General features: G+C 65.4%; 24 protein-coding genes. 12 read left to right on the forward strand and 12 right to left on the reverse strand.

Annotated features, from left to right (window positions below; all coding sequences use genetic code 11):
- Positions 1–13: 13 nt before the first annotated feature.
- Positions 14–745 carry a hydroxyacylglutathione hydrolase gene (gloB, locus tag SIL87_RS07455; protein ID WP_319613548.1) on the reverse strand — a complete coding sequence of 244 codons (732 nt, stop codon included), beginning with the start codon at positions 743–745 and terminating at the stop codon, positions 14–16.
- 32 nt (positions 746–777) lie between these two features.
- On the opposite strand from gloB, the gene SIL87_RS07460 reads away from it, so the two are divergent.
- Complete coding sequence (locus tag SIL87_RS07460) at positions 778–1,485, forward strand: class I SAM-dependent methyltransferase (protein WP_319613549.1); 708 nt, start codon at positions 778–780, stop codon at positions 1,483–1,485.
- 7 nt (positions 1,486–1,492) lie between these two features.
- Here the strand turns inward: SIL87_RS07460 and SIL87_RS07465 are convergent, their stop codons facing one another.
- Positions 1,493–2,044 carry a Spy/CpxP family protein refolding chaperone gene (locus tag SIL87_RS07465; RefSeq protein ID WP_319613550.1) on the reverse strand — a complete coding sequence of 184 codons (552 nt, stop codon included), beginning with the start codon at positions 2,042–2,044 and terminating at the stop codon, positions 1,493–1,495.
- A gap of 234 nt (positions 2,045–2,278) precedes the next feature.
- Between SIL87_RS07465 and SIL87_RS07470 the strand changes: the two genes are divergently transcribed.
- From SIL87_RS07470 to SIL87_RS07485, 4 genes are read left to right on the forward strand one after another with little or no spacing between them, the layout of a single operon-like run.
- On the forward strand, positions 2,279–2,836 hold the full coding sequence (locus SIL87_RS07470; RefSeq protein WP_319613551.1) for a NifU family protein: 558 nt from the start codon (positions 2,279–2,281) through the stop codon (positions 2,834–2,836).
- Positions 2,833–3,417 (forward strand): malonic semialdehyde reductase, encoded by a 585-nt coding sequence (locus SIL87_RS07475; RefSeq protein ID WP_319613552.1) that lies wholly within the window; start codon positions 2,833–2,835, stop codon positions 3,415–3,417. Before SIL87_RS07470 ends, SIL87_RS07475 begins: the two co-directional genes overlap by 4 nt.
- Positions 3,417–4,076 carry a tRNA (adenosine(37)-N6)-threonylcarbamoyltransferase complex dimerization subunit type 1 TsaB gene (tsaB, locus tag SIL87_RS07480; RefSeq protein ID WP_319613553.1) on the forward strand — a complete coding sequence of 220 codons (660 nt, stop codon included), beginning with the start codon at positions 3,417–3,419 and terminating at the stop codon, positions 4,074–4,076. The genes SIL87_RS07475 and tsaB overlap by 1 nt, the downstream gene beginning before the upstream one ends.
- The gene (locus tag SIL87_RS07485) at positions 4,073–4,507 is read left to right on the forward strand and encodes a GNAT family N-acetyltransferase (RefSeq protein WP_319613554.1); all 435 of its coding nucleotides are present in this window, start codon (positions 4,073–4,075) and stop codon (positions 4,505–4,507) included. The genes tsaB and SIL87_RS07485 overlap by 4 nt, the downstream gene beginning before the upstream one ends.
- Here SIL87_RS07485 and SIL87_RS07490 read toward each other — a convergent pair.
- Entirely contained in the window at positions 4,485–4,748 is a 264-nt protein-coding gene (locus SIL87_RS07490) for a sulfurtransferase TusA family protein (RefSeq protein ID WP_319613555.1), read from the reverse strand. The genes SIL87_RS07485 and SIL87_RS07490 overlap by 23 nt on opposite strands.
- A gap of 156 nt (positions 4,749–4,904) precedes the next feature.
- Here SIL87_RS07490 and SIL87_RS07495 point away from each other — a divergent pair, with 156 nt between their 5' ends.
- Positions 4,905–5,372, forward strand: coding sequence for a MucR family transcriptional regulator (locus SIL87_RS07495; protein ID WP_319615928.1), 468 nt, complete (start codon positions 4,905–4,907; stop codon positions 5,370–5,372).
- 99 nt (positions 5,373–5,471) lie between these two features.
- Here SIL87_RS07495 and SIL87_RS07500 read toward each other — a convergent pair whose 3' ends face one another.
- The 3 genes from SIL87_RS07500 to glpD form a co-directional block, all read right to left on the reverse strand.
- Positions 5,472–6,488 (reverse strand): MIP/aquaporin family protein, encoded by a 1,017-nt coding sequence (locus SIL87_RS07500; RefSeq protein WP_319613556.1) that lies wholly within the window; start codon positions 6,486–6,488, stop codon positions 5,472–5,474.
- Positions 6,489–6,513: 25 nt separating this feature from the next.
- Entirely contained in the window at positions 6,514–8,013 is a 1,500-nt protein-coding gene (gene glpK / locus SIL87_RS07505) for a glycerol kinase GlpK (RefSeq protein WP_319613557.1), read from the reverse strand.
- A 141-nt stretch (positions 8,014–8,154) separates the two neighbouring features.
- On the reverse strand, positions 8,155–9,678 hold the full coding sequence (gene glpD, locus SIL87_RS07510; RefSeq protein ID WP_319613558.1) for a glycerol-3-phosphate dehydrogenase: 1,524 nt from the start codon (positions 9,676–9,678) through the stop codon (positions 8,155–8,157).
- A 149-nt stretch (positions 9,679–9,827) separates the two neighbouring features.
- Between glpD and SIL87_RS07515 the strand changes: the two genes are divergently transcribed.
- The 3 genes from SIL87_RS07515 to SIL87_RS07525 are packed head-to-tail and all read left to right on the forward strand — an operon-like array spanning position 9,828 to position 12,186.
- Positions 9,828–10,760: a DeoR/GlpR family DNA-binding transcription regulator gene (locus tag SIL87_RS07515; protein ID WP_319613559.1), complete on the forward strand. Its 933-nt coding sequence runs from the start codon at positions 9,828–9,830 to the stop codon at positions 10,758–10,760.
- Positions 10,757–11,506 (forward strand): sulfite exporter TauE/SafE family protein, encoded by a 750-nt coding sequence (locus tag SIL87_RS07520; RefSeq protein WP_319613560.1) that lies wholly within the window; start codon positions 10,757–10,759, stop codon positions 11,504–11,506. Before SIL87_RS07515 ends, SIL87_RS07520 begins: the two co-directional genes overlap by 4 nt.
- A gap of 23 nt (positions 11,507–11,529) precedes the next feature.
- On the forward strand, positions 11,530–12,186 hold the full coding sequence (locus tag SIL87_RS07525) for an SDR family NAD(P)-dependent oxidoreductase (protein WP_319613561.1): 657 nt from the start codon (positions 11,530–11,532) through the stop codon (positions 12,184–12,186).
- 16 nt (positions 12,187–12,202) lie between these two features.
- Here SIL87_RS07525 and SIL87_RS07530 read toward each other — a convergent pair whose 3' ends face one another.
- The 5 genes from SIL87_RS07530 to SIL87_RS07550 form a co-directional block, all read right to left on the reverse strand.
- A complete protein-coding gene (locus SIL87_RS07530) occupies positions 12,203–13,336 on the reverse strand; it encodes a hypothetical protein (protein ID WP_319613562.1) in 1,134 nt (377 codons plus the stop codon).
- Positions 13,337–13,476: 140 nt separating this feature from the next.
- Positions 13,477–14,598, reverse strand: a complete 1,122-nt coding sequence (gene aroC, locus SIL87_RS07535; RefSeq protein ID WP_319613563.1) for a chorismate synthase — start codon at positions 14,596–14,598, stop codon at positions 13,477–13,479.
- Between the two features lie 44 nt (positions 14,599–14,642).
- Entirely contained in the window at positions 14,643–15,086 is a 444-nt protein-coding gene (locus tag SIL87_RS07540) for a SufE family protein (protein ID WP_319613564.1), read from the reverse strand.
- Positions 15,083–16,330, reverse strand: a complete 1,248-nt coding sequence (gene tyrS / locus SIL87_RS07545) for a tyrosine--tRNA ligase (RefSeq protein ID WP_319613565.1) — start codon at positions 16,328–16,330, stop codon at positions 15,083–15,085. Before tyrS ends, SIL87_RS07540 begins: the two co-directional genes overlap by 4 nt.
- Positions 16,331–16,348: 18 nt before the next feature.
- Positions 16,349–17,599: a glycosyltransferase family 87 protein gene (locus SIL87_RS07550; RefSeq protein ID WP_319613566.1), complete on the reverse strand. Its 1,251-nt coding sequence runs from the start codon at positions 17,597–17,599 to the stop codon at positions 16,349–16,351.
- Positions 17,600–17,672: 73 nt separating this feature from the next.
- Here SIL87_RS07550 and SIL87_RS07555 point away from each other — a divergent pair, with 73 nt between their 5' ends.
- From SIL87_RS07555 to SIL87_RS07565, 3 genes are all read left to right on the forward strand, one after another.
- Entirely contained in the window at positions 17,673–18,737 is a 1,065-nt protein-coding gene (locus SIL87_RS07555; RefSeq protein ID WP_319613567.1) for an anhydro-N-acetylmuramic acid kinase, read from the forward strand.
- A gap of 40 nt (positions 18,738–18,777) precedes the next feature.
- The gene (locus tag SIL87_RS07560; RefSeq protein WP_319613568.1) at positions 18,778–19,839 is read left to right on the forward strand and encodes a phosphotransferase family protein; all 1,062 of its coding nucleotides are present in this window, start codon (positions 18,778–18,780) and stop codon (positions 19,837–19,839) included.
- A gap of 63 nt (positions 19,840–19,902) precedes the next feature.
- Entirely contained in the window at positions 19,903–20,502 is a 600-nt protein-coding gene (locus SIL87_RS07565) for a glutathione S-transferase N-terminal domain-containing protein (protein ID WP_319613569.1), read from the forward strand.
- Between the two features lie 163 nt (positions 20,503–20,665).
- Here SIL87_RS07565 and gcvP read toward each other — a convergent pair whose 3' ends face one another.
- Complete coding sequence (gene gcvP / locus SIL87_RS07570; protein WP_319613570.1) at positions 20,666–23,536, reverse strand: aminomethyl-transferring glycine dehydrogenase; 2,871 nt, start codon at positions 23,534–23,536, stop codon at positions 20,666–20,668.
- Between the last annotated feature and the right edge of the window lie 4 nt (positions 23,537–23,540).

Raw genomic sequence — 23,540 nt, forward strand, 5'->3', positions numbered from 1 at the left:
CAGGTTTATGACATCAGAACTGGTCCTTCGCGGTGCGCAGGCGGGCGAATTCCTCGGGGGTCTGGGCGCGGAGGAAGGGGTTGGTCAAAAGCTCCTCGGCGAGGCGGACCGGGATTGTGGGTTCGCGCTCGGCGCGGAGGCGTTCGACTTCCCGGGCGCGGACCATCAGGGCTTCGTTGTCGGGATCGACGCTGCGGGCGAAGCGGGCATTGGCGAGGGTGTATTCGTGGCCGCAGAGCAGCATGGTGTCGGGCGGGAGGGTCGCGATGCGGTGCAGGCTGGTGTGGAAGGTCTCGGGCGTGCCTTCGAACATGCGGCCGCAGCCGAGGCTGAACAAGGTGTCGCCGACGGCGGCGATGATGTCGTCGAACACGTAGGTGACGTGGCCGGTGGTGTGGCCGGGGGTGGTGATCATGCGGAGTTTGGCGCTGCCGAAATCGATCGTGTCGTTGTCGTTCAGGGCGATGTCGAGCGGGGGAAGGCGGTGCGCGTCGGCGGCGTTGCCGACGAGTTTGGCCCCGAAACGGGCGGCGAGGGCTTGGGCGCCGGCGATGTGGTCGTCGTGATGGTGGGTGAGCAGGACGTAGTCGAGCTTCGAGCCTTCGCGGTCGACCGCGAGGATGGCGGCTTCGGCATCGGCGGGGTCGATGAACGCGGTGGCGTCGTCGCGGGAGAGGTACCAGGCGTAGTTGTCGGTCAGCATGGGGACGCGGGTGATGGTGTAGCCGGCGTAGGCGATGGACATGATCGATCTTTCAGAAGTGCTATAACGTTCGCATGAGTATAGATGCGACGACGATGGCGGATTTCTATGCCACGCGCCACGGCGTGATGGCGGCGCGCCAGATCCGTGCGCGTCTCGGGGTGTTGTGGCCGGATGCGACCGGGCTGGATGTGCTGGGGCTGGGTTATGCGGCCCCTTACGTGCGGCTGTGGCGCGAGCAGGCGGCGCGGTGCGTGATGATTACGCCGGCGCAGATGGGGGCGGCGCGCTGGCCGGCTTCGCGACCCAATGCCAGTGCGGCGGCGGAGGAGGATTGCCTGCCGCTCGCGGATGTCAGTATCGACCGGCTCCTGCTGATCCACGGGCTGGAACATGCGGAATCGGCGCGGCGGATGCTGCGCGAGGCGTGGCGGGTGTTGCGGCCGGAGGGGCGGATGATCGTGGTGGTGCCCAACCGGGCCTCGCTCTGGGCGTATCTGGAGCGGACCCCGTTCGGGCATGGCCAGCCTTACAGCGCGGCGCAGCTCGGGCGGTTGCTGGCGGGGTCGTTGTTCCGGGTCGAGCGTCGGGATGTCGCGTTGCTGATTCCGCCGCTGGGGTTCGGGAAGGATCTGAGCACCGCCGACCTGCTGGAGCGGCTGGGGCGGCGGGCGATGCCGCAACTGGGCGGGGTGGTGGTGGCCGAGGCGGTGAAGGATGTCGCCGGCGTGATCCCGCTGATGCAGGGACGCCGGCGGCTGGTGCTGGCGCGGTCAGGGTAGACGCATATCAGCTATGTTTGAGTTTTTTCAGATGTTTCGCGGTCATCGCTTCGGCGCGGGCGCGGAACACCGTGTCGATCTTTTTCTGCTGGGCGGGGGTGAGCTTGGCGTAGAGGGTCTGGAACGCGGCTGAGAGGGCGTTCATGTCGTCGGCGTTTTTGGCTGCGATGGCGGCGTAGGATTCCATGTTCTGGACCGCGTTCATGGTCGAGAGGGTTTTGCTGCGCTGCTGGTAGAGGGTGGCGAGGTTGAGGGCGTTGGTGCGCGAGACCTGGGTGAAGCCGTGCCAGCTCGATTCCTCGGCGGTGGTGATGCCGATCGATTTCTTCAATTTCGCGAGATTGGCGTCGACATGGGCGATCATGGCTTTCTGGGCCGGGGTCATGGTTGTCGTGGTGCCGGTGGTGGATTTTGTGGCGGTCGTGGTTTTGTCGGCCTTGGCGGTGGCGGTGGTGGTGGTGGCGGCGGTGGCGATGCCTGACGTGGCGATGCCGGCGGCGAGGATCAGGGCGGCCAAGGCGGGAGCGAGGGTCGGGGCAGATGGGTTGCGCAAGCGCATGAGCGGTCTCCTTCACGAGGGGCGGGTGGATGTCGGTAAGTTTAGAGCTTTGGTGATGACCGGATGTCGGCACGGGCGTGGCGGAATCATGGCCGAGGGTTGTTCGTGCGCGACGGCTTGCATGTTGGCGGAGCGGTTGATTTTTGCGATCGCGGTCGCAATGGTATAGAAAGGACTGGAGTTGTCCGGTTTGTCCGGGCCGGTTTTTGGGCCAGTTTTATCAGGAGAATATCCATGTTCATCGAAACCGATGTCACGCCTAATCCTGCGACGCTGAAATTCCTGCCCGGGCGTGTGGTGCTCGAACAGGGTTCCGCGGATTTCGACAGTGCGGAGGCGGCGGCGATCAGCCCGCTGGCCAAGGTTCTGTTCGAACTGCCGGCGGTCGAGCGGGTGTTTCTCGGCTCGGATTTCGTCTCTGTGACCAAGAGCGACGATGTGGCGTGGCCGGCGCTCAAGCCGCAGGTGCTCGGCGCGATCATGGAGCATTATCTGTCGGGGCGACCGGTGATGATGAGCGATGCTGCTGCGGCGGCGGAGGATGTCGATCCTGAGGACCGGGCGATTGCCGATCAGATCAAGGAATTGCTCGATGCGCGGGTGCGGCCTGCCGTGGCCGGCGATGGCGGCGACATCGTGTTCCGGGGGTATCGCGCCGGGGTGGTGACGCTGCATATGCAGGGGGCGTGCTCGGGATGCCCGTCATCCACGGCGACGCTGAAAATGGGGATCGAGAACCTGCTGCGCCATTACGTGCCGGAGGTGACCTCGGTCCAGCAGGTGGCCGCGTGAGTCTTGACGATGCGGCGCTGGACACGCTGTTCCGCGCCGCACGGACCAAGAATGCGTGGACCGATGAGCCGGTTTCCGACGAGGTTTTGCAGCAGCTTTACGATATCGTGAAGTTCGGCCCGACATCGGCGAATTCCTCGCCCGCGCGGTTCGTGTTTCTGCGGACGCCGGAGGCGCGCGAGAAGCTGAAGCCCGCGCTCAATCCTGGAAATATCGAGAAGACGATGACGGCGCCGGTGACGGTGATCGTTGCGTTCGATCCGCTGTTTTACGAGAAGCTGCCGAAATTGTTTCCTCATGCCGATGCGCGGGGCTGGTTTTCCGGCAATCCGGATCTGGCCGATGAGACCGCGTTTCGCAATGGGACGTTGCAGGGGGCTTATCTGATCATGGCGGCGCGGGCGCTCGGGCTGGATTGCGGGCCGATGTCCGGCTTCGACCGGGCCAAGGTGGATCAGTTGTTTCTGTCCGATCAGGGGTGGAAATCGAATTTTCTGGTCAATCTCGGGCATGGGGTCGCGGAGGATGCGTTCGAGCGGTCGCCGCGACTCGATTTCGACGAGGCCTGCGTTCTGGCGTGATGGCGCGGCATGTTCTGGTGATCGATGCGGCGCAACGCGGGGCGCGGGTTGCGGTGCTCGATGGCGAGCGGGTGGTGGCCGAACGATCCGGCGCGCCGGAGACCGGGCTCGCTGATGTTTTGCCGGTCTGGATTGCCGAGTGCATCGGCGCGGCGGGGATTGCGGCGGGCGACCTCGGTGCGATCGGGGTGACGGTCGGGCCGGGGAGTTTTACCGGGTTGCGGGCCTCGATCGCGGTGGCGCAGGGCGTCGGGCTCGCGGCTGACGTGCCGGTTCATGGGATTGCCATGGGCGAGGCGTTTTCGGCCGCGTTTCCCATGTTGCGACGGCCGCTCTGGGTTGCGCTGACCGCGCGGCGGGGGCGGGTGTTTCTGGAGCGGGACGGGGTGGCTGCCGGGTTCGACGAGACCGATCTGCCCGAACCGGAGGGGCCGATCGCGCTGGCCGGTGAACAGGCCGGGGCGGTTGCGGCGCGGCTGGCGGCGCGCGGGTTCGATGTGATGCTGACCGATGCGCGGGCCTGTTCCGCGACGGCGATGGCGGCGGCGCTGCGGCTTCATGTGGCGGCGGGGCTGCCATTGCGGGCGGCGATGCCGCTTTATGTCGATCCGCCGGAAGCGAGGCTGCCGAGCGGCGGGTTGCGCCCCGCGCCGCAATGATGGGCGATATCGTCGCGGTCTCGGGCGTGCAGTGCGAGGCGATGGCGGCGGTGCATCGGGCGGCTTTCGGGGTGGAGGCGTGGTCCGCGCGGGAGATCGCCACTCTGTTCGCCACGCCGCTGGTGTTCGGCTTTCTGAGCGAAGCCGGCGGGATGGTGATGGCGCGGGCGGTGGCGGATGAGGCCGAAATCCTGACGATCGGCGTGGTGCCCGCGATGCGACGGCAGGGTCTTGCGCGGGGCTTGCTCGATCGGGTGATCGCGGAAGCGCGATGCCGGGCGGCGACGACGCTGTTTCTGGAGGTTGCGGCGGGGAATGCGGCGGCGCGTGCGCTTTACCGCAGCGCCGGGTTCGAGGAGTGTGGTGTTCGCGCCGATTACTACGGTGCGGGGCGCGATGCGGTGGTGCTCAGGCGGTCCCTTTGCGAATGACCAGCACGGCGCTGCCATCATCGAGATCGAACATGTCGAGCAGGTCGTGACCCTGATCGGCGGCGGCGCGGGGAACATTGGCGCGCGGATCGGTTCCGGTGAGTCGCACCAGTAGAATCGCACCCTCCGGTAGCGAATCGAGCGCGAGCCGGGTGCGGACGAAAGTCATGGGGCAGGTTTCGCCAGTAATGTCGATCGCCCGGTCGTGCGGGGGCATCTCTGCGATGTTGATGCGCTGCATTAAGGTTTTCCAATCATCCGCAAAAGTTTGACCAATGGTCGCCTGTTCTGATTTGGCCGATCGGGGGGAATTTCATGGCGTTTGTTGCATTCGCGATGAAAATACGCCAAACACTTGCCCAGTCACCCCGTAACAACGCATTCCGAAGGACTAATGATGTCTGAGTCACAATCCAACAGCCAACTATTGCAACTGACCGCGCAGATTATTGCAGCGCATGTGTCGCATAATTCGGTGACCACGGATATGCTGCCGGCGCTCATCCGCGAAGTCTATCAGAGCCTGAGCGGGACTGAAACCCCGGTGGTCGAGGCTGCGGCGCCGCCGGAGCCGGCGGTCAATCCGAAGAAATCGGTGTTCAACGATTACATCATCTGCCTCGAAGACGGCAAAAAGCTGAAAATGCTGCGTCGTCATCTGAAGTCGGCCTATAATCTGACGCCGGAACAGTATCGTGAGCGTTGGCAGCTTCCTGCCGAGTATCCGATGGTCGCGCCGAGCTATGCCAAGCAGCGCTCCAATCTGGCCAAGAAGATCGGCCTCGGCACCAAGCCCGCCGCGGCTGCCGCAGCACCCGCCGCCGCTCCGGCGACACCGACGCCGCGCGGCAAGAAGAACGCCTGATTTCGGCTGCGTGCCGGGTCGGCTCTGCCGGATTTTTTGAAGATACCGAAAAAAAGGCCGGTCTTGTGACCGGCCTTTTTGCGTTGCGGTGATGTCGGATCAGCGTGCGAGCGGGCCGTGGGCCTGTTTTGCACGGTCGAGCGCGGCCTGGAGTTGTTCGAGGCTGTAGCCCATGCCGTCCTGGGCAGGTTTCGGGTGCTGGGATTTCAGCAACTGGTCCCGTGCGATCAGGGTGAGGCCGATCGCCCATTTATAGACGTAGACCGCGAGGACGGCGCCGATCATCGGGCCGACGACCGGGACCCACCAGTAATCATGCGGGCCGGGGAAGGCGTTGGAGCCCCAGCCGGCGACCCAGGTGAACAGGCGCGGGCCGAAGTCACGGGCCGGGTTGATCGCGTAACCGGCATCGACGCCGTAGGACATGCCGATCACCGCGACCGCGATGCCGACCATGAACGGACCCATGTTCGATTGCGGGCTGAGGTTCAGATTGTCGGAGATCGCGAGGATGAACAGCAGCAGGAAGAAGGTGCCGATGATCTGGTCGAGCAAGGCAAGGTCCATGTGCGCGCCGAGATAGGAGGCGGGGAAGGTGGCGAAGATGCTGAACGTGGTCAGCCCGCCTTTGGCCGCGTAGGAGGCGACGTGGTGGGCGGCGTTCCAGGCATCGATCGCGCGGAAGTAATCGGCGTAGACTAGGGCGGCGCCGGTGAAGCAGCCGGCGACCTGGGCGACCCAGTAGGGCAGGATCTTGCGCCAGGGGAAATCGCCCTTGACCGCAAAGGCGAGGCTGACTGCCGGGTTGAGATGCGCCCCGGTGACGCCGCCGGCGACATAGACCGCGAGGGTGACCGCGAAGGCCCAGCCCCAGGTGATCAGCAGCCAGCCGCCCGCGCCGTTGAAGATGACCGCGGTGCGACCCGATTCGGTAAGGCCGACCACCGCGACCGCGACGACGCCGGCACCGAAGGCGATCAGCACGACGCAGCCGAGGAATTCGGCGATCATTTCGGCGTAGATCGAGGTGGCGCGCCAGCCCGACTTCACGCCCATCAAGGGCCGCGAGGCGGGTTGTGGCGTGCTTTCCATCTGGTATTCGGTTGTGTTGGACATAAAACGAGTTCCCCTTGATTTTTGTTCAGTCGACCCAGGCGAAAGAGCGCTGGACGGCTTTTTTCCATGATTTGTAGTGATGATTGCGGGCTTCGGCGGTCATTTTGGGTTCCCAGGTCTTGTCGATGCCCCAGTTGGCGCGGAGATCCTCGACGTTTTTCCAGTAACCGACGGCGAGACCCGCCGCGTAGGCTGCGCCGAGGGCGGTGGTTTCGGTCATTTTCGGGCGCACCACCGGGGCGTCGAGAATGTCGGACTGGAATTGCATCAGCAATTCGTTCGCGACCATGCCGCCATCGGTTTTCAATGCGGCGAGGGTGATGCCGCTATCGGCCTGCATGGCTTCGACCACGTCGCGCACCTGATAGGCGGTGGATTCGAGGGCGGCGCGGGCGAGATGGGCGCGGGTGGCGTAGCGGGTGAGGCCGGCGATGACGCCGCGGGCGTCGTCTTTCCAGTAGGGGGCGTAGAGGCCGGAAAAGGCGGGGACGATATAGACATCGCCGTTATCGGCGACGCTGGCGGCGAGGGGTTCGATCTGCGGGGCGACATCGAAGAGTTTGAGATTGTCGCGCAGCCATTGCACCAGCGCGCCGGTGATGGCGATGGCACCTTCCAGCGCGTAGCGGGGTTTTTCATCGCCGAACTGATAGGCGAGGGTGGTGAGCAGGCCGGCTTTGGATTGCACGGGTTCGGTGCCGGTGTTCATCAGCATGAAGGAGCCGGTGCCGTAGGTGTTTTTCGCCTCGCCGGGGGAGAAGCAGGTCTGGCCGACCAGGGCGGCCTGCTGGTCGCCGAGCATGCCGGCGAGCCGGGTGCCGCGCAGCGGGGCGGTGTGGATTTCGCCGTAGATCGCCGAGGAGGGCACGATTTTCGGCAGGCAGGCGCGCGGGATGTTGAAATGCTTCAGCATTTCGTCGTCCCAGTCGCAGGTGGCGAGGTCGATCAGCATGGTGCGGCTGGCGTTGGTGACATCGGTGACGTGAACGCCGCCATTTGTGCCGCCGGTGAGGTTCCAGGTCATCCAGGAGTCGATCGTGCCGAACAGGGCATCGCCCGATTCGGCCTTTGCGCGGGCGCCTTCGATGTTTTCCAGAATCCAGAGCAGTTTCAGGCCGGAGAAATAGGTGGCCAGCGGCAGGCCGGTTTTGGCGCGGAACCGGTCCTGCCCGCCATCGCGGGTGAAGCGCTGGACCAGCTGGTCGGTGCGGGTATCCATCCAGACCAGGGCATTGCAGAGCGGCTGGCCGGTGTGACGGTCCCACAGGAGTGTGGTTTCGCGCTGGTTGGTGATGCCGACCGCGACCAGATCGGACGCGGTGAGGTTGGCGCGGGCGAGGGCGGCGCCGATGACCTCGTTGGTGTTGGCCATGATTTCCAGCGGGTCGTGCTCGACCCAGCCGGGTTTGGGGTAGATTTGTTTGTGTTCCTTCTGGGCGACCGAGACGATGTTGCCGCCTTTGTCGAACACGATGAAGCGCGAACTCGTGGTGCCCTGATCGATGGCGCCGACGTAACTGGTCATGTTGATTTCCCCCGTGGGTTTTTATTCAGGACGTAACAAGCTTCTTTTTTTTGTAAAAAAAGAAGCAAAAAAATTCCTTTGCCTTGGTCTGTGCTGGTTTCACCTCCCGTGACCCAGTCCAAAAAGTTTTTTGCTTCTTTTTTACAAAAAAGAAGCGCCTTCCCTGACTTTTTTCCGCTGCAGCCGTGCCGCGACCCGTGAGGCCGTACCTTCCGGCACATGCAGGGCGAGTTTCGATCGCCGCCAGAGGATGTCCTCGACGTCCCGGACGAATTCGTGGGTCACGAGGTAGTCGATTTCGGCTTCGGTCAGGTCGCCGCCGTAGTTTTCGCCGAGATCCGCCATGATGACGGCGTTGCCGAGGATGCGCGGGGCGCGGGTGCCGTAGGCGCGGGCGAGGCGGTGCAGCATCGGCTCGGGCAGGGCGCTGTAGCGTTTGACCAGCCCGGCGAAAAACGCATCGAAATCGGCGTTGGGCATGTCGCCACCGGGCAGGGGTTTGCTCGCGGTCCAGCTGGTGCCGGTCGGGCGGCCCATGGCGGGTAGGAGTTTTTCCAGCGCGTGTTCGGCGAGTTTGCGATAGGTGGTGATTTTGCCGCCGAAGACCGAGAGCAGGGCGGGTCGGTCTGTGCCGCCTTCGACATCGAGCACATAGTCGCGGGTGACGGCGGAGGCGTTGGCGGCGTGGTCGTCATAGAGCGGGCGGACGCCGGAATAGGTGCGCACGACATCGGCCGGGGTGACCGGCGTGCGGAAATAGCGCGAGACGCTGTCGCAGAGATAATCGGTTTCGGCGGGGGTGATTTCGACCTTCGCGGGATCGGCCTCGTAGGGGATATCCGTCGTGCCGATCAGGGTGAAATCGTGTTCGTAGGGGACCGCGAAGACGATGCGCTTGTCGGGGTTCTGGAGGATGAAGGCGAAATCGCCCTCGTAGAGTTTGCGGGTGATGATGTGGCTGCCCTTGATCATCCGCACGGTTTTCTGGGTGTTGCGGCCGAGCCTGGTGCTGAGCACGTCGCCGACCCAGGGGCCGGCGGCGTTGACCATGGCGCGGGCGGTGACGGTTTCGCGCGCGCCGGTCGCGCGGTCTTCGAGGTCGGCGGACCAGAGCATGCCCTCGGCGCGGGCGGTGATCAGTTTTGTTCGGGTTCGAACATCGGCGCCGCGTTCGCGCGCATCCATCGCGTTGAGGACGACGAGGCGGCTGTCTTCGACCCAGCAATCGGCGTAGGTGAAACCTTTGCGGTTTTGCGGTTTGAGGATCGCGGCGGCGGGGTGCGGACCGAACCGGACCGCGCGCGAGGCGGGCAGGCGCCGGCGTTTGGCCAGATGGTCGTACATGAACAGGCCGGCGCGGATCATCCAGGCGGGGCGCTGCTCGGCGGAGTGCGGCAGGACGAATTCGAGCGGCCAGATGATGTGCGGGGCGATGGTGAGCAGACGTTCGCGCTCCATCAGGGCTTCGCGGACCAGACGGAATTCGTAATATTCGAGATAGCGCAGGCCGCCATGGACCAGTTTGGTGCTGGCGGACGAGGTGTGGGAGGCGAGATCGTCCTGCTCCACCAGCAGGACCGACAGGCCGCGCCCGGCGGCGTCGCGCGCGATGCCGGTGCCGTTGATGCCGCCGCCGATGATCAGCAGGTCGACCGGCGCGGTCATGATCCGTGGCCGCGCGGGGAGCGGATCACATATTCGGAATATGACATTAAATTCCTCATTTTCGAACTGTTTCCCGGTGTATTTTGTTGAAATCGCATTATCAGGCCGGTTTGATATTCGCAAGCGAAAATTTTAGCTTTCGACGAGATGTGATTTCGCAAGTGCGGGATGGTGCCGGGGTGGTGGCCCGATTGCGGTTCCGGTTGCCAATTGCGTGGGGGCGCGGCATTTCTCGTTGCCGGATCCATCACCGCCGCGAATCCGCGCAGGAGTTCAGACTGTCAGACCGTGTCACGACCACCAGCCGCCTGTCCGAGATCGTCGCGCTGGTCGCATCGCGCGGGTTTCAGACCATCGATGCCCTCGCCCAGCATTTCGACGTGACGGTGCAGACGATCCGGCGCGATCTCAATGCGCTTGCCGCCGAGGGGCGGATCAGCCGTTATCGGGGTGGGGCTGGGCTGCCGTCGAGCATCGAGAACATGGAATATGCGCGCCGGAAGGTGGTGCATCTGGCAGCGAAGCAGCGGATTGCGGCGCTGGTGGCGGCGGATGTGCCGGAGCGTGCGTCCCTGTTCATCAATATCGGTTCGACCACCGAGCAGGTTGCGCGGGCGCTGCTCGATCATCAGCATTTGCGGGTGATCACCAATAATCTGAATGTCGCGCGGATTTTGAGCGAGAATACCGATTTTCGCATCGTGATTACCGGCGGGATGGTGCGCAACGGCGATGGCGGCATTACCGGGCAGGCGACGCGGGATATGCTGGATCAGTTCCGCGCGGATATCGGGATTATCGGGATTTCGGGGATCGATGCCGATGGGGATCTGTATGATTACGACATGGACGAGGTGATCTGTTCGCAGGCGATCATCCGGAATGCGCGGCGGGTGTTTCTGGTGACGGATCATACCAAATTCGGGCGGCCGGCGCTGATGCGGGTGGGTACGATGGCGCAGGTTTCCGCCCTGTACACTGATATGCCGCCGCCGCCGGCGATGACCGCGTTGCTGGCGGCGCTGGGGGTGGCGCTGCATGTGGCGCCGCCGGAGATGCCGCCCGAACCTGCGGCGTCGTGAGCTGGCAGGATGTGGTGCTGGTGCTCGCGTCCTTCGCGGCGGGGGCGCAGAACGCGCTGGCGGGCGGTGGTTCGTTTCTGACGTTTCCGGCCTTGCTGTTCGCCGGGCTCGATCCGCGCGCGGCCAATATCACCTCGACCATTGCGCTGTTTCCCGGGCAGGTGACCACCGGGCTGGCCGGGCGCAGTCTGGTGACCGGGGCGGCGGGGCTGGGGTTTGCGACGTTGTTCGGGCTCAGCCTGGTCGGCGGGGCGCTCGGTGCGGTGCTGCTGCTGGTGACGCCGCCGGGCGTGTTCGCGCGGATGGTGCCGTTTCTGGTGTTGTTCGCGACGGTGGTGTTCGCTTGGGGCAGTTTCGGTCGCCGCCCGGCGGGTGATGCGGGGGCGCGGCTCGGGGTGCGGGGGGCGATGTTCGCGCAGTTTATCATTGCGATTTATGGCGGGTATTTCGGCGGCGGGATCGGGATATTGATGCTGGCGGCGCTGACGGCGGCGGGTGTCGCGGTGCGGGCGGCGGGGGCGACCAAGAATGTGCTGGCCGGGGTGATGAATGCGGCGGCGGTGGTGGTGTTTCTGTTCCGCGCGCATGTCGCCTGGGGGCTGGTTGCCTATGTCGCGATCGCGGCGATCGCCGGTGGGCAACTCGGGGTGGCGCTGCTGCGGCGGATCAACGAAACCGTGCTGCGGGTCGGGGTGGTTCTGATCGGGATCGGGCTGACGATCGGCTTGTTCATCGACATGCACTGACCCATAATCCCCCCATGAGCGACATGGCGGGATCTCGTCTGGACGGAATGGTTGCGCTGGTGACCGGTGCGGGTCGCGGCCTGGGGGCGGCGACCGCGCTGGCGCTGGCGGCGCGGGGCGCGCATGTGGTGATCGCCTCGCGCGACGATGCGGGGTTGACCGCGACGGATGATGCGATCCGCGCCGCTGGCGGCGAGGCGACGCTGCTGCCGGCGGATCTGACCCGCGCCGATGTCGCGGATCAGACCGGGCCGAGCCTGTATGACCGTTTCGGGCGGCTGGATATTCTGGTTCATGCCGCGATGCATCGGGCAGCGCCGGGCGCGGCGACCGGGATCGATCAGGGGGATTGGGACCGGACCTGGGGCCTCAATGTCAATGCGACGTGGCGGCTGATCCGCTCGACCGAATTCTTGTTGCGGACGGCGCCTTATGGCCGCGCGGTGGTTCTGGTCGATGAAGGGGCGGTCATTCCGCGCGCCTATGCGGCGCTCGGTTCGGCGAGTATGGCGGCGCGGCGGAATCTGGTTCTGGCCTGGGCCGAGGAGCATCGGCGGAGCCGGTTGCGGATCAATCTGTTCGATACCGGCGGGGTCGATGCGTGCACGGATGACAAGGCCCGGTTGCTGACCGGGCTTTGTCTGCCGAGCGAAATGCGGCACGGCGCGCTGGTGGGGTGATCCCCTTCGGGCTCGCTCAGGATGTCGAGAGGATCGCGGGGGCGAGGGCGACGGTCTTGGCGGCGGGGTGGGATGGATTTCGAAACCGCATCGCGCTTTCCGGACCCAGCGCGCCGTAGAGTTCGAGACGCGACGCGCAGGTGACCGCGACGACCACCCGGGCTTCCGGGAAGGTCAGGAACTGGCGGGCTTCCCCTTCCAGGGTGAGCTGGTCACGCAGCAAGCCCCATTCCAGACGGTCGGTATCCTCGATGAACATGGCGAGAATGCCGGGTTTCGTGCCGGTCAGGCGGGTGGGGGCGAGGGCGGAGAGGCGTTTGCGCATGGCGACGGCGACCTCGTTTTCGCTGCCGGCGCGGGCGGCGAGAACCAGCACGCCCTTGCCGCTGCCGGTGACCGCGAGATTGGCTTCGGGGCCGAATTCGTGGCGCAGCTTGGTCATCAGGCCGTTTTCGTTGGCTTGGGCGGCGGCGAGCATGAGCGGATCGAGCCGCAGCACGGCGGCTTCGTCGTGATCCGACCGCTTGGCACCGGCCAGCATGGTGTTGATCCGTTCATGGAGCGCCGCCAGAGTGGCCGTGCCGTCCTTCGCGTCGCGCAGGCCTTGCGGCAGGGTCATTTTCAGCAGGTAGCGGCCGGGATGGGCGGAGAGCCAGGTTTGTAGGTCCGGATCGATCCGGTCGACCAGCCGCATCCAGGCGGCGCGATGGACGAGGCGGCCTTCCTCGGCGGACAGCGTATCGCAGGCGATTTCGGCGAATTCGCCATCGCGCGCAATCAGGAGATCGTAGGGGGTGCCGAGGTCGAAGCCGGTATAATCGACGATGAAGCCGAGATTTTCGTGCAGGCAGCCGGTGCGGTGGATGTGCAGCAGGGGGACTAGGGTATTCTCACCGGTCAGGCATTCGGCGAGCCGCTCGCGCAGGCGGGTTTTGCCGGCATCGCTCAGGCGCGCGTCGAGCGCGACCAGCCCGGCCACGCGGTCGGCCAGGATCGCTTCGGTGGGGGTGAGTTCGGCACCCGTGCGGCATTTTTCGGCGGCGAATTCGGCGGCGTGCTTGATCGCGACGAGTTTGCCGTAGCGCGCGGTGGCGGCGACGTTGGCGCGGAGAGCGGAGATGCGCGCGGACCACGATTTTCGGCCGACCATCGCGATGAGCGCCTTGATATCCCGGCAACGCTGTGCCGCGGATCGTGGGGCGGGGGAACGCGGGACCGATGTCTCGGTGGCCTTGGTGCGCAACATGTCCATGATACGCAGATTGTAGCGGATTGATTGCGGCAGCGATATCACAAAGTTGTGATATTGGTCGGCAGCGGGAGCGAAGCGGGGGTGAAACTGCCGCATTGGGCGCGGTGGCGGAGGAAATGGTCGGCCAGCACGCAGGCCATCATCGCTTCGCCGACCGGCACGGCACGGATGCCGACGCAGGGGTCGTGGCGGCCTTTGGTCTGGATCGGGGTTTCGCGGCCTTCGGAATCGACGCCGGCGACTTCGGTGAGGATCGAACTGGTCGGTTTGACCGCGAAGCGCACGATGATCGGCTGGCCCGTTGAAATGCCGCCGAGGATGCCGCCGGCATGGTTGGCGAGGAAGGCGACGCTGCCATCCGGGTTCATTCGCATTTCATCGGCGTTCTGTTCGCCGCGCAGGGCGGCTGCGGCGAAACCGTCGCCGATTTCAACGGCTTTGACCGCGTTGATCCCCATCATGGCGCTGGCGAGGTCGGCATCGAGCTTGGCGTAGATCGGGGCGCCGAGGCCGGGCGGGGCGCCGGTTGCCTGGATTTCGACGACGGCGCCGATCGAGGAGCCGGCTTTGCGGATGGCGTCGAGTTCGGTGGCCCATTCGGCTGCGGCGACCGGATCGGGGCAGAAGAAATCGTTGCGCGGGATTTCATCCCAGTCGAACCGGGAGCGGTCGATGCGGTGGGCGCCGATTTGCACCAGGGCACCGCGGATCACGACCGTGGCGGGGAGGATTTTGCGGGCGATGGCACCGGCGGCGACGCGCATGGCGGTTTCGCGCGCCGAGGAGCGGCCACCGCCCCGGGGGTCGCGGATGCCGTATTTCCAGTGATAGGCGATGTCGGCGTGGCCGGGGCGGAACCGGTCGGCGATGTTGGCGTAGTCGCGGGAGCGCTGGTCGGTGTTTTCGATGATCAGGGCGATCGGTGTGCCGGTGGTCATGCCGTCATGGACGCCGGAGACGATTTTGACCGCGTCCGGTTCGCGGCGCTGGGTGGTGAAGCGGGACTGGCCGGGACGGCGCTGGTCGAGGAAGGGCTGGATGTCGGCTTCGGTGAGGGGAATCCGGGGTGGGGCGCCATCGATCACGCAGCCGATCGCGGGGCCGTGACTCTCGCCCCAGGTGGTGACACGGAACAGGTGGCCGAAGCTGTTATGCGACATGAAGGCTGCTTACACCCGGACGCGCGCCATCGACAAAGCGGGGGTCACGCTTCGTCCTGGGCGAAACGCTGGATTCGGGCGGCCATGGCGGCGACGCCGTTGCCGCGGTTGCCGGACAGGGCGCCGATCAGGCCCCAGTCCTGGAGGAATTTTGCCGGGGTGGCGCGGATTTCGGCGGCGGGGCGGCCCGAATAGACCGCCAGCAGCAGGGCGACGAGGCCCGCGACGATCGGCGCGTCCGACGCGCCGGCGAAGAACAGGCGGTCATCCTGGCGGGCGGGTTCGAGCCAGACGCGGCTCTGGCAGCCGGGGACCAGACGGTCTTCGGTTTTCAGCGCGTCCGGGTAGAGGGGAAGGGCCTGACCGCGTTCGATGATGAACTGGTAGCGGTCCATCCAGTCATCGAACAGGAATAATTCGTCGTGCAGGTGCGCGATCGCTTCGGCGGCGGTGGGCTGGTCGGGCTGGACGAAGGGCGCGTCGGTCATCCGGCGCGGACCAGACGGTGCTGCTTGCGGCCGGCGGAGAGTTTCGCGGCACCATCGATCAGGTCGGCGAGCGAGACGGTTTGAGCTTCGTCGGTGATCGGGGTGTCGTTGAGGCGGGCACCGCCGCCGCGGATCAGACGGCGGGCTTCGCCGTTGCTGGTGGCGAGACCGGTGCGGACGAACAGCGCGATGGCGGGGACGCCGGCACCGAGCTCGGCGCGGGGGATGTCGATGCCCGGCAGGTCCTCGGCGGCTTCGCCGGATTCGAACGTGCGGCGGGCGGTTTCGGCGGCGGCTTCGGCGGCTTCGGCACCGTGGCAGAGGGTGGTGGCTGCGGTGGCGAGGATTTTTTTGGCCTCGTTGATTTCGGCACCGCCGAGGGACTCCAGGCGCGCGATTTCATCGAGCGGCAGATCGGTGAACAGGCGGAGGAAGCGGCCGACATCGGCATCCTCGGTGTTGCGCCAGAACTGCCAGTAGTCGAACGGCGAGCGTTTTGCGGCGGAGAGCCAGACCGCGCCGGCGGCGGTTTTGCCCATTTTGACGCCGGAGGCGGTGGCGAGGAGCGGGGCGGTGAGGCCGAAGACCTGTTTGGTCTCGGTCCGGCGGACCAGATCGATCCCCTGGACGATGTTGCCCCACTGGTCCGATCCGCCCATTTGCAGCGTGACACCGTAGCGGCGGTTGAGTTCGCGGAAGTCGAACGCCTGAAGGATGGAGTAGTTGAATTCGAGGAAGGTGAGGCCCTGTTCGCGTTCGAGACGGTTGCGCACCGAATCGAAGGACAGCATGCGGTTGACGCTGAAATGGACGCCGACTTCACGCAAAAGATCGATGTAGCTGAGCTTGTCGAGCCACTCGGCATTGTTGACCAGAATGGCGTCGCTGCCGGTGTGACCGAAGCTGAGAAATGTTTCGAGACTCTTTCGGATGCCAGCGAGGTTGATGGCGATTTGCTCGTCGGTGAGGAGCTGGCGGGCTTCTTCGCGGAACGAGGGGTCACCGATGCGGGTGGTGCCGCCGCCGAGCACGGCGACCGGTTTGTGACCGTATTTCTGAAGCAGCCGCAGCATCATGATCTGGGTCATGTGACCGACGTGCAGACTGTCTGCCGTGCAGTCGAACCCGACATAGCCGGCGACGGGGGCGGCGCGCATGGCGTCGCGAAGGCCATCCATATCGGTGCACTGGAAAATGAAGCCGCGCGCTTCGGCTTCGCGCAGGAAATCGCTAGGGTCACTCATGATGGAAATCCGCCGGTTTCAGACAGAGGCGGGGTAGCACGCGGGGGCGGTGGTGCCAATTCCGTCGAGCCGGTGGTAGGCGCGGATGGCACCGAGGAGGAGGATCAGGGGCGTGAGTTCCATATGGAGGCTGGTGGCTATGATCGGACACAAAGCGGGCCACATCCAGATGAGAACGTCGGCAAACTCCAGTCTGCGCTGTTCCCAGGCGAGCCAGACGACCATGATCGAGACGCCGCAGAGATCGGTCGTATAGCCATAGGGGGTGACCAGAAGGGTGAGCATGACGGTCAATGCGATCAGGGCAGTGCGGTCGGTGACGGGGCGGCGCCATGCGTGGAAGCAGATCGCGATGGCGCCGGCTGCACTGATCGTCTGGATCACCCCGGCCACGCCGACCGAGCCGCCGAGACTGCGGACCATCCAGAAAACAGATGCGCCCTTCTGCTCGTACGTCGTTGGAAATGGCGCCACGAGGATTTGATGCGATGTTTTCATACCCTCAAGCAGAAAGGCACCCCAGATCGACCAGCCGGAGATCAGGGTAATCGCCGCGCAGAGACACGCGATCATGATGGTGCCCGTAACGATGGGGCGGTACTCGCGTCGCGCCAGAAGAGCGATCGGCGCAAGAAGCCCGGCCTGCGGTTTCAGCACGAGGGCGCCGAAGATGAACCCGGATGTTGCCGGTGCGGTTTCGACGGAGGCGAGGCCGGTGATGAACATCGCCCCGGTCAGAAAACCGAGTTGGCCGACTAGCATGTTGAAAAGATTTGCCGTGCTGAGCACACCGGCGGCGATGATGATCCACGGTACCCTTGCACGCCTTAGGAGAGCGATGCCGGTTCCGGTCAGGCTGAGCGTCCAGATCAGGAATCCGCCCATGAAGCCGAATGGAGCGGTAACCAGGGTCAGAAGCAGGGTCGGCGGTGGATAGAAGAACTGGAGGTAGCTGGGCGTATGCGGCATCAGGTGCGAAGACTGCCATGCGGAGAACCAGGGCGGATCATAGATGCGGGCGGCATCGGTCGTGGTGGCCAGATGTCCCACGGGCCAGAAAACCAGGAAATCATTACCGAGATCGGCGGGCGACACGCTCCCATGCCAGGGCGAGACGCCGATGAGTGCGATGATCAGGGCGTTGATCAGGGAGCGCGCGTAATTGAGCCAGAGCGGAGACAGAATGCCCAGAAGAACCCAGGGGAAAGCGATTTTCGGGGATATGTGCCGGGTGAGAGCATCGGGCAGGCGTCGTGTTGATGCGCTCATATCGCTTTTGTCGCTACACTCTCATAGGTCGTTATGGTTGGAACTGACCGAACATGGTTTTGTGTAGGATAAGATGATTGCGATCGGGTTAATGAGCGGGACGTCGCTGGATGGGGTGGATGCGGCGGTGATCGAGACCGATGGGGAGGTGGTCGGGCGGAGCGGGAAGACCGCGACGCTGGTGTTCGAGGATGGGTTGCGGATACGGTTGCGGCGCTTGCTGGATGCGGCGCCGGGATTGGCTCCGGATGATCCGGAGGTGCTTGCGGTGGCGCGGTTGATTGCGGATCGGCATGCCGAGGCGGTGGCGATGCTCGCGAGCCGGGCGGATATCATCGGGTTTCACGGACAGACGATTCTGCATGATCCGGCGGCGGGGCGGACCTGGCAGATCGGGGATGCCGGGTTGCTGGCGCACAAGACGCTGCTGCCGGTCGCGTTCGATTTTCGCAGTGCCGATGTGGCGGCGGGGGGCGAGGGTGCGCCGCTCGCGCCGTTATTTCATGCGGCGATGGCGGCGGGGATCGCCAAGCCGCTGCTGATCGTGAATATCGGCGGTGTTGCGAATATCACTTATCTCGGGGCGGATGCGGAGATTCTGGCGTGCGATACCGGGCCGGGCAACGGGCCGCTCGATGACTGGGTGCGGCGGCATACCGGGGCCGCGTTCGATCGCGACGGCGAACTCGCGGCATCGGGCGTGGTTCAGCATCGGCGGTTGGAGCGGTTGCTGAGCGATGGGTATTTCCGGCGGCCCATCCCGAAATCGCTCGACCGGTTGCATTTTTCAGCACTGGTGGACGAAGCGACCGCCGGGCTGAGTGCGGCTGACGGGGCGGCGACGCTGGCGGCGTTCACCGCGGCGGCGATTGCCGCGGCACCGCTGCCGGCCCCGCCGCTGCGGGTGCTAGTGGCAGGCGGGGGGCGGCATAATCGGGCGATCATGGCGGCGCTGCGGGGGCGGTTTGCCGTGCCGGTCGATCCGGTCGAGGCGGTGGGATGGGATGGCGATGCGCTGGAGGCGCAGTGTTTCGGATTTCTGGCGGTGCGGGTGCTGCGGGGCTTGCCGCTGTCGCTGCCGGGGACGACCGGTGTTGCGCAGCCGCTGCCGGGCGGGCGTCTGGTTCAGCCAGGGTAGGGATCGGGGCGGAATGATGAGGGAAGGAAGGGAACGGCAAATGGATGATCCGGCGGCGCCGAGGCTTGTTGACATGTTGCCGCAGCATCGTCTCGATGAGGTGCGGCTCGGGGCGTATCTGGCGGCGCATGTTCCCGGATTCGAACCCCCGATGGCGATCCGGCAGTTTCAGGGCGGACAGTCCAATCCGACCTATCTGATCGAGGCGGGGGGAGCGCGGTATGTGCTGCGCAAGCAGCCGCCGGGGCGATTGCTGCCCTCCGCGCATCAGATCGACCGGGAGTACCGCATACAAAGTGCGCTGGCGGGGTCGGGCGTGCCGGTGGCGCCGATGCTGCATTATTGCGCGGATGCCGGGGTGATCGGCACGCCCTTTTATGTGATGGGCCATGTCGCGGGGCGGGTGTTTCATGACGTGATGATGCCGGGGCTGGTGCCAGAGGAGCGCGGGGCGATTCAGGCGCAGTTGATCGAGACCATCGCGGCGCTGCATCGGGTGGATTATCGGGCGGCGGGGCTCGACGGATTCGGGCGGCCGGACCGGTATGTGGCGCGGCAGATCGAGCGGTGGACGACCCAGTACGAGGCCTCGAAAACCGGGGATTTGCCGGCGATGACCGAACTGATCGCGTGGCTGCGGGCGCATATGCCGGCGACGGATGAAACCGCGATCGTTCACGGCGATTTCAGGCTCGGCAATATGGTGGTCGATCCGGCGGCGCCACGGATAGCGGCGGTGCTGGACTGGGAGTTGGCGACATTGGGGCATCCGCTCGCGGATTTTGCGTATTGCTGCATGTCGTATCATCTGCCGCCGGGATCGGGGCCGGCGATGGCGGGGTATCGGGGGGTCGATCTGGCATCGCTCGGGTTGATGAGCGAGGCGGCGGCGCTCGATTTGTATTGTGCGAGGACCGGGCGGGACGGGATTGCCGACTGGCGGTTCTTCATGGGGTTTTCGCTGTTCCGTTCGGCGGCGATCGTGGAGGGTGTGTATGCGCGCTCGCTCGCGGGCAATGCCGCCGATCAACGGGCCGGGCGGATGCATGATATGTTCGTCACGGTCGCCACCACGGGGTGGGAGCTGGTGCAAGGCGGGTGAGGTGGGCTTGCATGACGCGCGGCAAGGCCGATATTCGCGGTCCAACCAAGGTCAGGCAACGCCATGAAACTGTTCTATTCCGCCACCAGCCCGTATGTTCGCAAGGTGATGGCGTGCGCCATCGTGCGCGGCATCGATCAGCAGATCGAGAAAATTCCGACAAATGCGCATGAAAGCCCGGCGGCGCTGGTTTCCGCCAATCCGCTCTCGAAAGTGCCGTGCCTCGTGACGGAGGACGGGTTCGCGCTGTTCGACAGTCCGGTGATCTGTGAATATCTCGACACGGTGGGGGATGCGCTGCCGCTGTTTCCGGCGAGCGGCGCGGCGCGGTGGGTGGCGCTGCGGCATCAGGCGGTCGGGGACGGGATGCTCGATGCGGCGGTGGCGCGGCGGATGGAAAGCGCCAAGCCGCGCGAGGATGCGCGCGACGCGTTCATGGCGCGGCAGAAGCAGGCGGTCGAGCGCAGCCTTGCCATGCTGGAACGCGATATGCCGGGTAAGCTGATGGATATCGGCACCATCGCGGTGGGATGTGCGCTGGCTTATCTCGATTTCCGGTTCGCCGAGGATGACTGGCGCGCCGGCCATCCGCAACTGGCATCGTGGTTCGATCAGTTTGCCACCGATCGGGCATTCACCGAAACCGCGCCGCCGGCGGGGTGAGTGCGAGGGAAGGAAGCGCTTCTTTTTTTGAAAAAAAAGAAGCAAAAAAACTTCTGTTATCTGGGACTGCGCACCTGAAAACGCCCGTGCCCTAGGTTAAGAAAGTTTTTTGCTTCTTTTTTACAAAAAAGAAGTACTTTCTTCCTACCCTTGACTTCCCGCCCTACTCTGCCGCCGTCGCGTAATCCGTGAGCGGGGCGCAGGAGCAGACCAGGTTGCGGTCGCCGTAGGCGTTGTCGACTCGTTTGACTGGTGGCCAGTATTTGGCGGTCTGGACGAAGGGGAGCGGGAAGGCGGCTTGTTCGCGGCTGTAGGGGTGGGTCCAGGTGGTTGCCATGATTTCGGCGGCGGTATGGGGGGCGTTTTTCAGGGGGTTGTCGTCGCGGGGGAGGGTGGTTGCGGCGATTTCGGCGATTTCGGCGCGGATCGCGATCATGGCGTCGCAGAAGCGGTCGATTTCGGCTTTGGTTTCGCTTTCGGTGGGTTCGATCATGAGGGTGCCGGGGACCGGCCAGGACATGGTGGGGGCGTGAAAGCCGTAATCCTGGAGGCGTTTGGCGATGTCTTCGACCTGGATGCCGGTGGTGGACTGAGAGCCCCGGCAGTCGATGATGCATTCATGGGCGACCATGCCGCCGGTGCCGGTGTAGAGGATAGGGTAGTGGGGCGCGAGGCGGTGGGCGATGTAGTTGGCGTTGAGGATGGCGATTGAGGTGGCTTCGCGCAGGCCTTCGGGGCCCATCATGCGGATATAGGCGTAGGGGATCGGCAGGATCGAGGCGCTGCCGAACGGGGCGGCGCTGACCGGGCCGTAGCCGGTGGCGGGACCGGCATCGGCGCGGAGCGGGTGGTTGGGCAGATGCGGGGCAAGATGGGCGGCAACGCCGATCGGGCCGATGCCGGGGCCGCCGCCGCCGTGGGGGATGCAGAAGGTTTTGTGCAGGTTGAGGTGGCAGACATCCGCGCCGATCGCGCCGGGGCTGGTGAGGCCGACCTGGGCGTTCATGTTGGCACCATCCATGTAGACCTGGCCACCGGCGGCGTGGACGCGGTCGCAGATGGTGCGGATTGTGGATTCGAAAACGCCGTGGGTGGAGGGGTAGGTGATCATGAGCGCGGCGAGACGCTCGGCGTGGAGGGCGAGTTTGGCATCGAGATCGGCGAGGTCGATGTTGCCGGACTTGTCGCAGCCGACCACGACGACGCGGTAGCCGGCCATGGTGGCGGAGGCGGGGTTGGTGCCGTGGGCGGAGGACGGGATCAGGCAGATGTCGCGGTGCGCATCCCCGCGTGACTGGTGCCAGGCGCGGATGCTGAGCAGGCCGGCGTATTCGCCCTGTGCGCCGGAATTGGGTTGCAGCGAGACGGCGGCGAAGCCCGTGATGCGGGCGAGATGGGTGCTGAGGCGTTCGATCAGGGTGGTGTAGCCGATGGTCTGATCGGGCGGGGCGAAGGGGTGGATATCGGCGAAGGCGCGCCAGGTGATCGGGACCATTTCGGCGGTCGCGTTGAGTTTCATGGTGCAGGAGCCGAGCGGGATCATGCTGCGGTTCAGGGCGATGTCCTTGTCTTCGAGGCGCTTGAGGTAGCGGAGCATTTCGTGCTCCGAGCGGTGGGCGTGGAAGACCGGGGCGGTCATGTAGGGGCTGCGCCGGGTGAGCGGTTCGGGGATCGGGCCCGTTTGTTCGCCAGTTTGCGGTGCGGGGCCGAGCAGGGTCGCGAGAGTGTCGAGTTCGGGGCGGGTGATCGTTTCGTCGAGCGCGATTGCGACGCCGGTTGCGTCGATCCGGCGGAGGTTGAAGCCGGCGTGCAGGGCGCTGGCCATGACGGCATCGGTTTCGGTGCCGGTTTCGAGGGCGATGGTGTCGAAGAAATGCTGGTGGCGGAGGGGGAAGCGGCTGGCGGTGGCGAGGATGCGCGCGGCGAGGTTGATGCGGGTCGCGATGCGGCGAAGGCCTTCGGGGCCGTGCCAGACGCCGTAGAATCCGGCCATGACGGCGAGCAGGACCTGGGCGGTGCAGATGTTCGAGGTCGCTTTTTCGCGGCGGATGTGTTGCTCGCGGGTTTGCAAAGCGAGGCGCAGGGCGGGGGTGCCGGCGGCGTCGATCGAGACGCCGACGAGACGGCCGGCCATGTGGCGCTTGAGGGAATCGCGTGTGGCGAAGTAGGCGGCGTGCGGGCCGCCGAATCCCATCGGAACGCCGAAGCGCTGGGTGGTACCGACCACGACGTCGGCCCCCATTTCGCCGGGAGGTTTTAGCAGAGCGAGGGCGAGCGGGTCGGCGGCGACGATGGCGAGCGCGCCGGCGGCATGGGCGGCGGCGATTTCGGCGGTGAGATCGCGGATGGCGCCGGTGGTACCGGGGTATTGCAGGACCACGGCGAAGGGCGCGGTGGATGCGATGGCGGCGACGTCGTCGGGCTCGATATCGGTCAGGGTCCAGCCGAGCGGGGCGGCACGGGTGGCGATGACGGCGCGGGTCTGCGGGTGGAGATCGGACGCGACGGCGATGGTGGTGGAGTGGCCTTTATGGACGGCGTGGGCGAGAGCGACGCCTTCGGCGGCGGCGGTGGCTTCGTCGAGCAGGGAGGCGTTGGCGATCGCCATGCCGGCCAGTTCGGCGGCCATGGTCTGGAAATTGAGCAGGGCTTCGAGGCGGCCCTGGGAGATTTCGGCCTGATAGGGCGTGTAGGCGGTGTACCAGCCGGGATTTTCGAGCACGTTGCGCAGGATGACCAGCGGCGTGACGGTGCCGTGGTAGCCGAGACCGATCAGGCTGCGCTTGACCTGATTGCGCGCGGCGAAGTGACGCAGATCGTCGAGGATATCGCCCTCGGTGAGCGCGGCCGGAAGGTCGAGATCGCGATCGGCCAGGATGTCGCCGGGGATGATGCGGCGGATGAGCGCATCGAGGGTGGGGGCGTCGAGCGCGCGGAGCATGGCGGCGCGGTCGGCGTCATCGGGGCCGATATGGCGGGTGGCGAAGCGGTCTGCGGCGGTGATGGCGTCGAACGCGGCAATCGAATCGGGCATGATC

The organism is Acidiphilium acidophilum, assembly GCF_033842475.1.
GTDB classification, from domain to species: domain Bacteria; phylum Pseudomonadota; class Alphaproteobacteria; order Acetobacterales; family Acetobacteraceae; genus Acidiphilium; species Acidiphilium acidophilum.

Bases quoted from the DNA above. Each gene is read 5' to 3' on its own strand.
- SIL87_RS07460 (WP_319613549.1), top strand. From the start codon at position 778: ATGAGTATAGATGCGACGACGATGGCGGATTTCTATGCCACGCGCCAC.
- tsaB (WP_319613553.1), top strand. From the start codon at position 3,417: ATGGCGCGGCATGTTCTGGTGATCGATGCGGCGCAACGCGGGGCGCGG.
- SIL87_RS07555 (WP_319613567.1), top strand. From the start codon at position 17,673: ATGATTGCGATCGGGTTAATGAGCGGGACGTCGCTGGATGGGGTGGAT.
- gloB (WP_319613548.1), bottom strand. From the start codon at position 745: ATGTCCATCGCCTACGCCGGCTACACCATCACCCGCGTCCCCATGCTG.
- SIL87_RS07490 (WP_319613555.1), bottom strand. From the start codon at position 4,748: ATGCAGCGCATCAACATCGCAGAGATGCCCCCGCACGACCGGGCGATC.
- SIL87_RS07530 (WP_319613562.1), bottom strand. From the start codon at position 13,336: ATGGTCGGCCGAAAATCGTGGTCCGCGCGCATCTCCGCTCTCCGCGCC.
- SIL87_RS07525 (WP_319613561.1), top strand. From the start codon at position 11,530: ATGGCGGGATCTCGTCTGGACGGAATGGTTGCGCTGGTGACCGGTGCG.
- tyrS (WP_319613565.1), bottom strand. From the start codon at position 16,330: ATGAGTGACCCTAGCGATTTCCTGCGCGAAGCCGAAGCGCGCGGCTTC.
- SIL87_RS07540 (WP_319613564.1), bottom strand. From the start codon at position 15,086: ATGACCGACGCGCCCTTCGTCCAGCCCGACCAGCCCACCGCCGCCGAA.
- glpK (WP_319613557.1), bottom strand. From the start codon at position 8,013: ATGACCAGTTACGTCGGCGCCATCGATCAGGGCACCACGAGTTCGCGC.
- glpD (WP_319613558.1), bottom strand. From the start codon at position 9,678: ATGACCGCGCCGGTCGACCTGCTGATCATCGGCGGCGGCATCAACGGC.
- SIL87_RS07565 (WP_319613569.1), top strand. From the start codon at position 19,903: ATGAAACTGTTCTATTCCGCCACCAGCCCGTATGTTCGCAAGGTGATG.
- SIL87_RS07485 (WP_319613554.1), top strand. From the start codon at position 4,073: ATGATGGGCGATATCGTCGCGGTCTCGGGCGTGCAGTGCGAGGCGATG.
- SIL87_RS07465 (WP_319613550.1), bottom strand. From the start codon at position 2,044: ATGCGCTTGCGCAACCCATCTGCCCCGACCCTCGCTCCCGCCTTGGCC.
- SIL87_RS07470 (WP_319613551.1), top strand. From the start codon at position 2,279: ATGTTCATCGAAACCGATGTCACGCCTAATCCTGCGACGCTGAAATTC.
- aroC (WP_319613563.1), bottom strand. From the start codon at position 14,598: ATGTCGCATAACAGCTTCGGCCACCTGTTCCGTGTCACCACCTGGGGC.
- SIL87_RS07550 (WP_319613566.1), bottom strand. From the start codon at position 17,599: ATGAGCGCATCAACACGACGCCTGCCCGATGCTCTCACCCGGCACATA.
- SIL87_RS07495 (WP_319615928.1), top strand. From the start codon at position 4,905: ATGTCTGAGTCACAATCCAACAGCCAACTATTGCAACTGACCGCGCAG.
- SIL87_RS07560 (WP_319613568.1), top strand. From the start codon at position 18,778: ATGGATGATCCGGCGGCGCCGAGGCTTGTTGACATGTTGCCGCAGCAT.
- SIL87_RS07500 (WP_319613556.1), bottom strand. From the start codon at position 6,488: ATGTCCAACACAACCGAATACCAGATGGAAAGCACGCCACAACCCGCC.
- gcvP (WP_319613570.1), bottom strand. From the start codon at position 23,536: ATGCCCGATTCGATTGCCGCGTTCGACGCCATCACCGCCGCAGACCGC.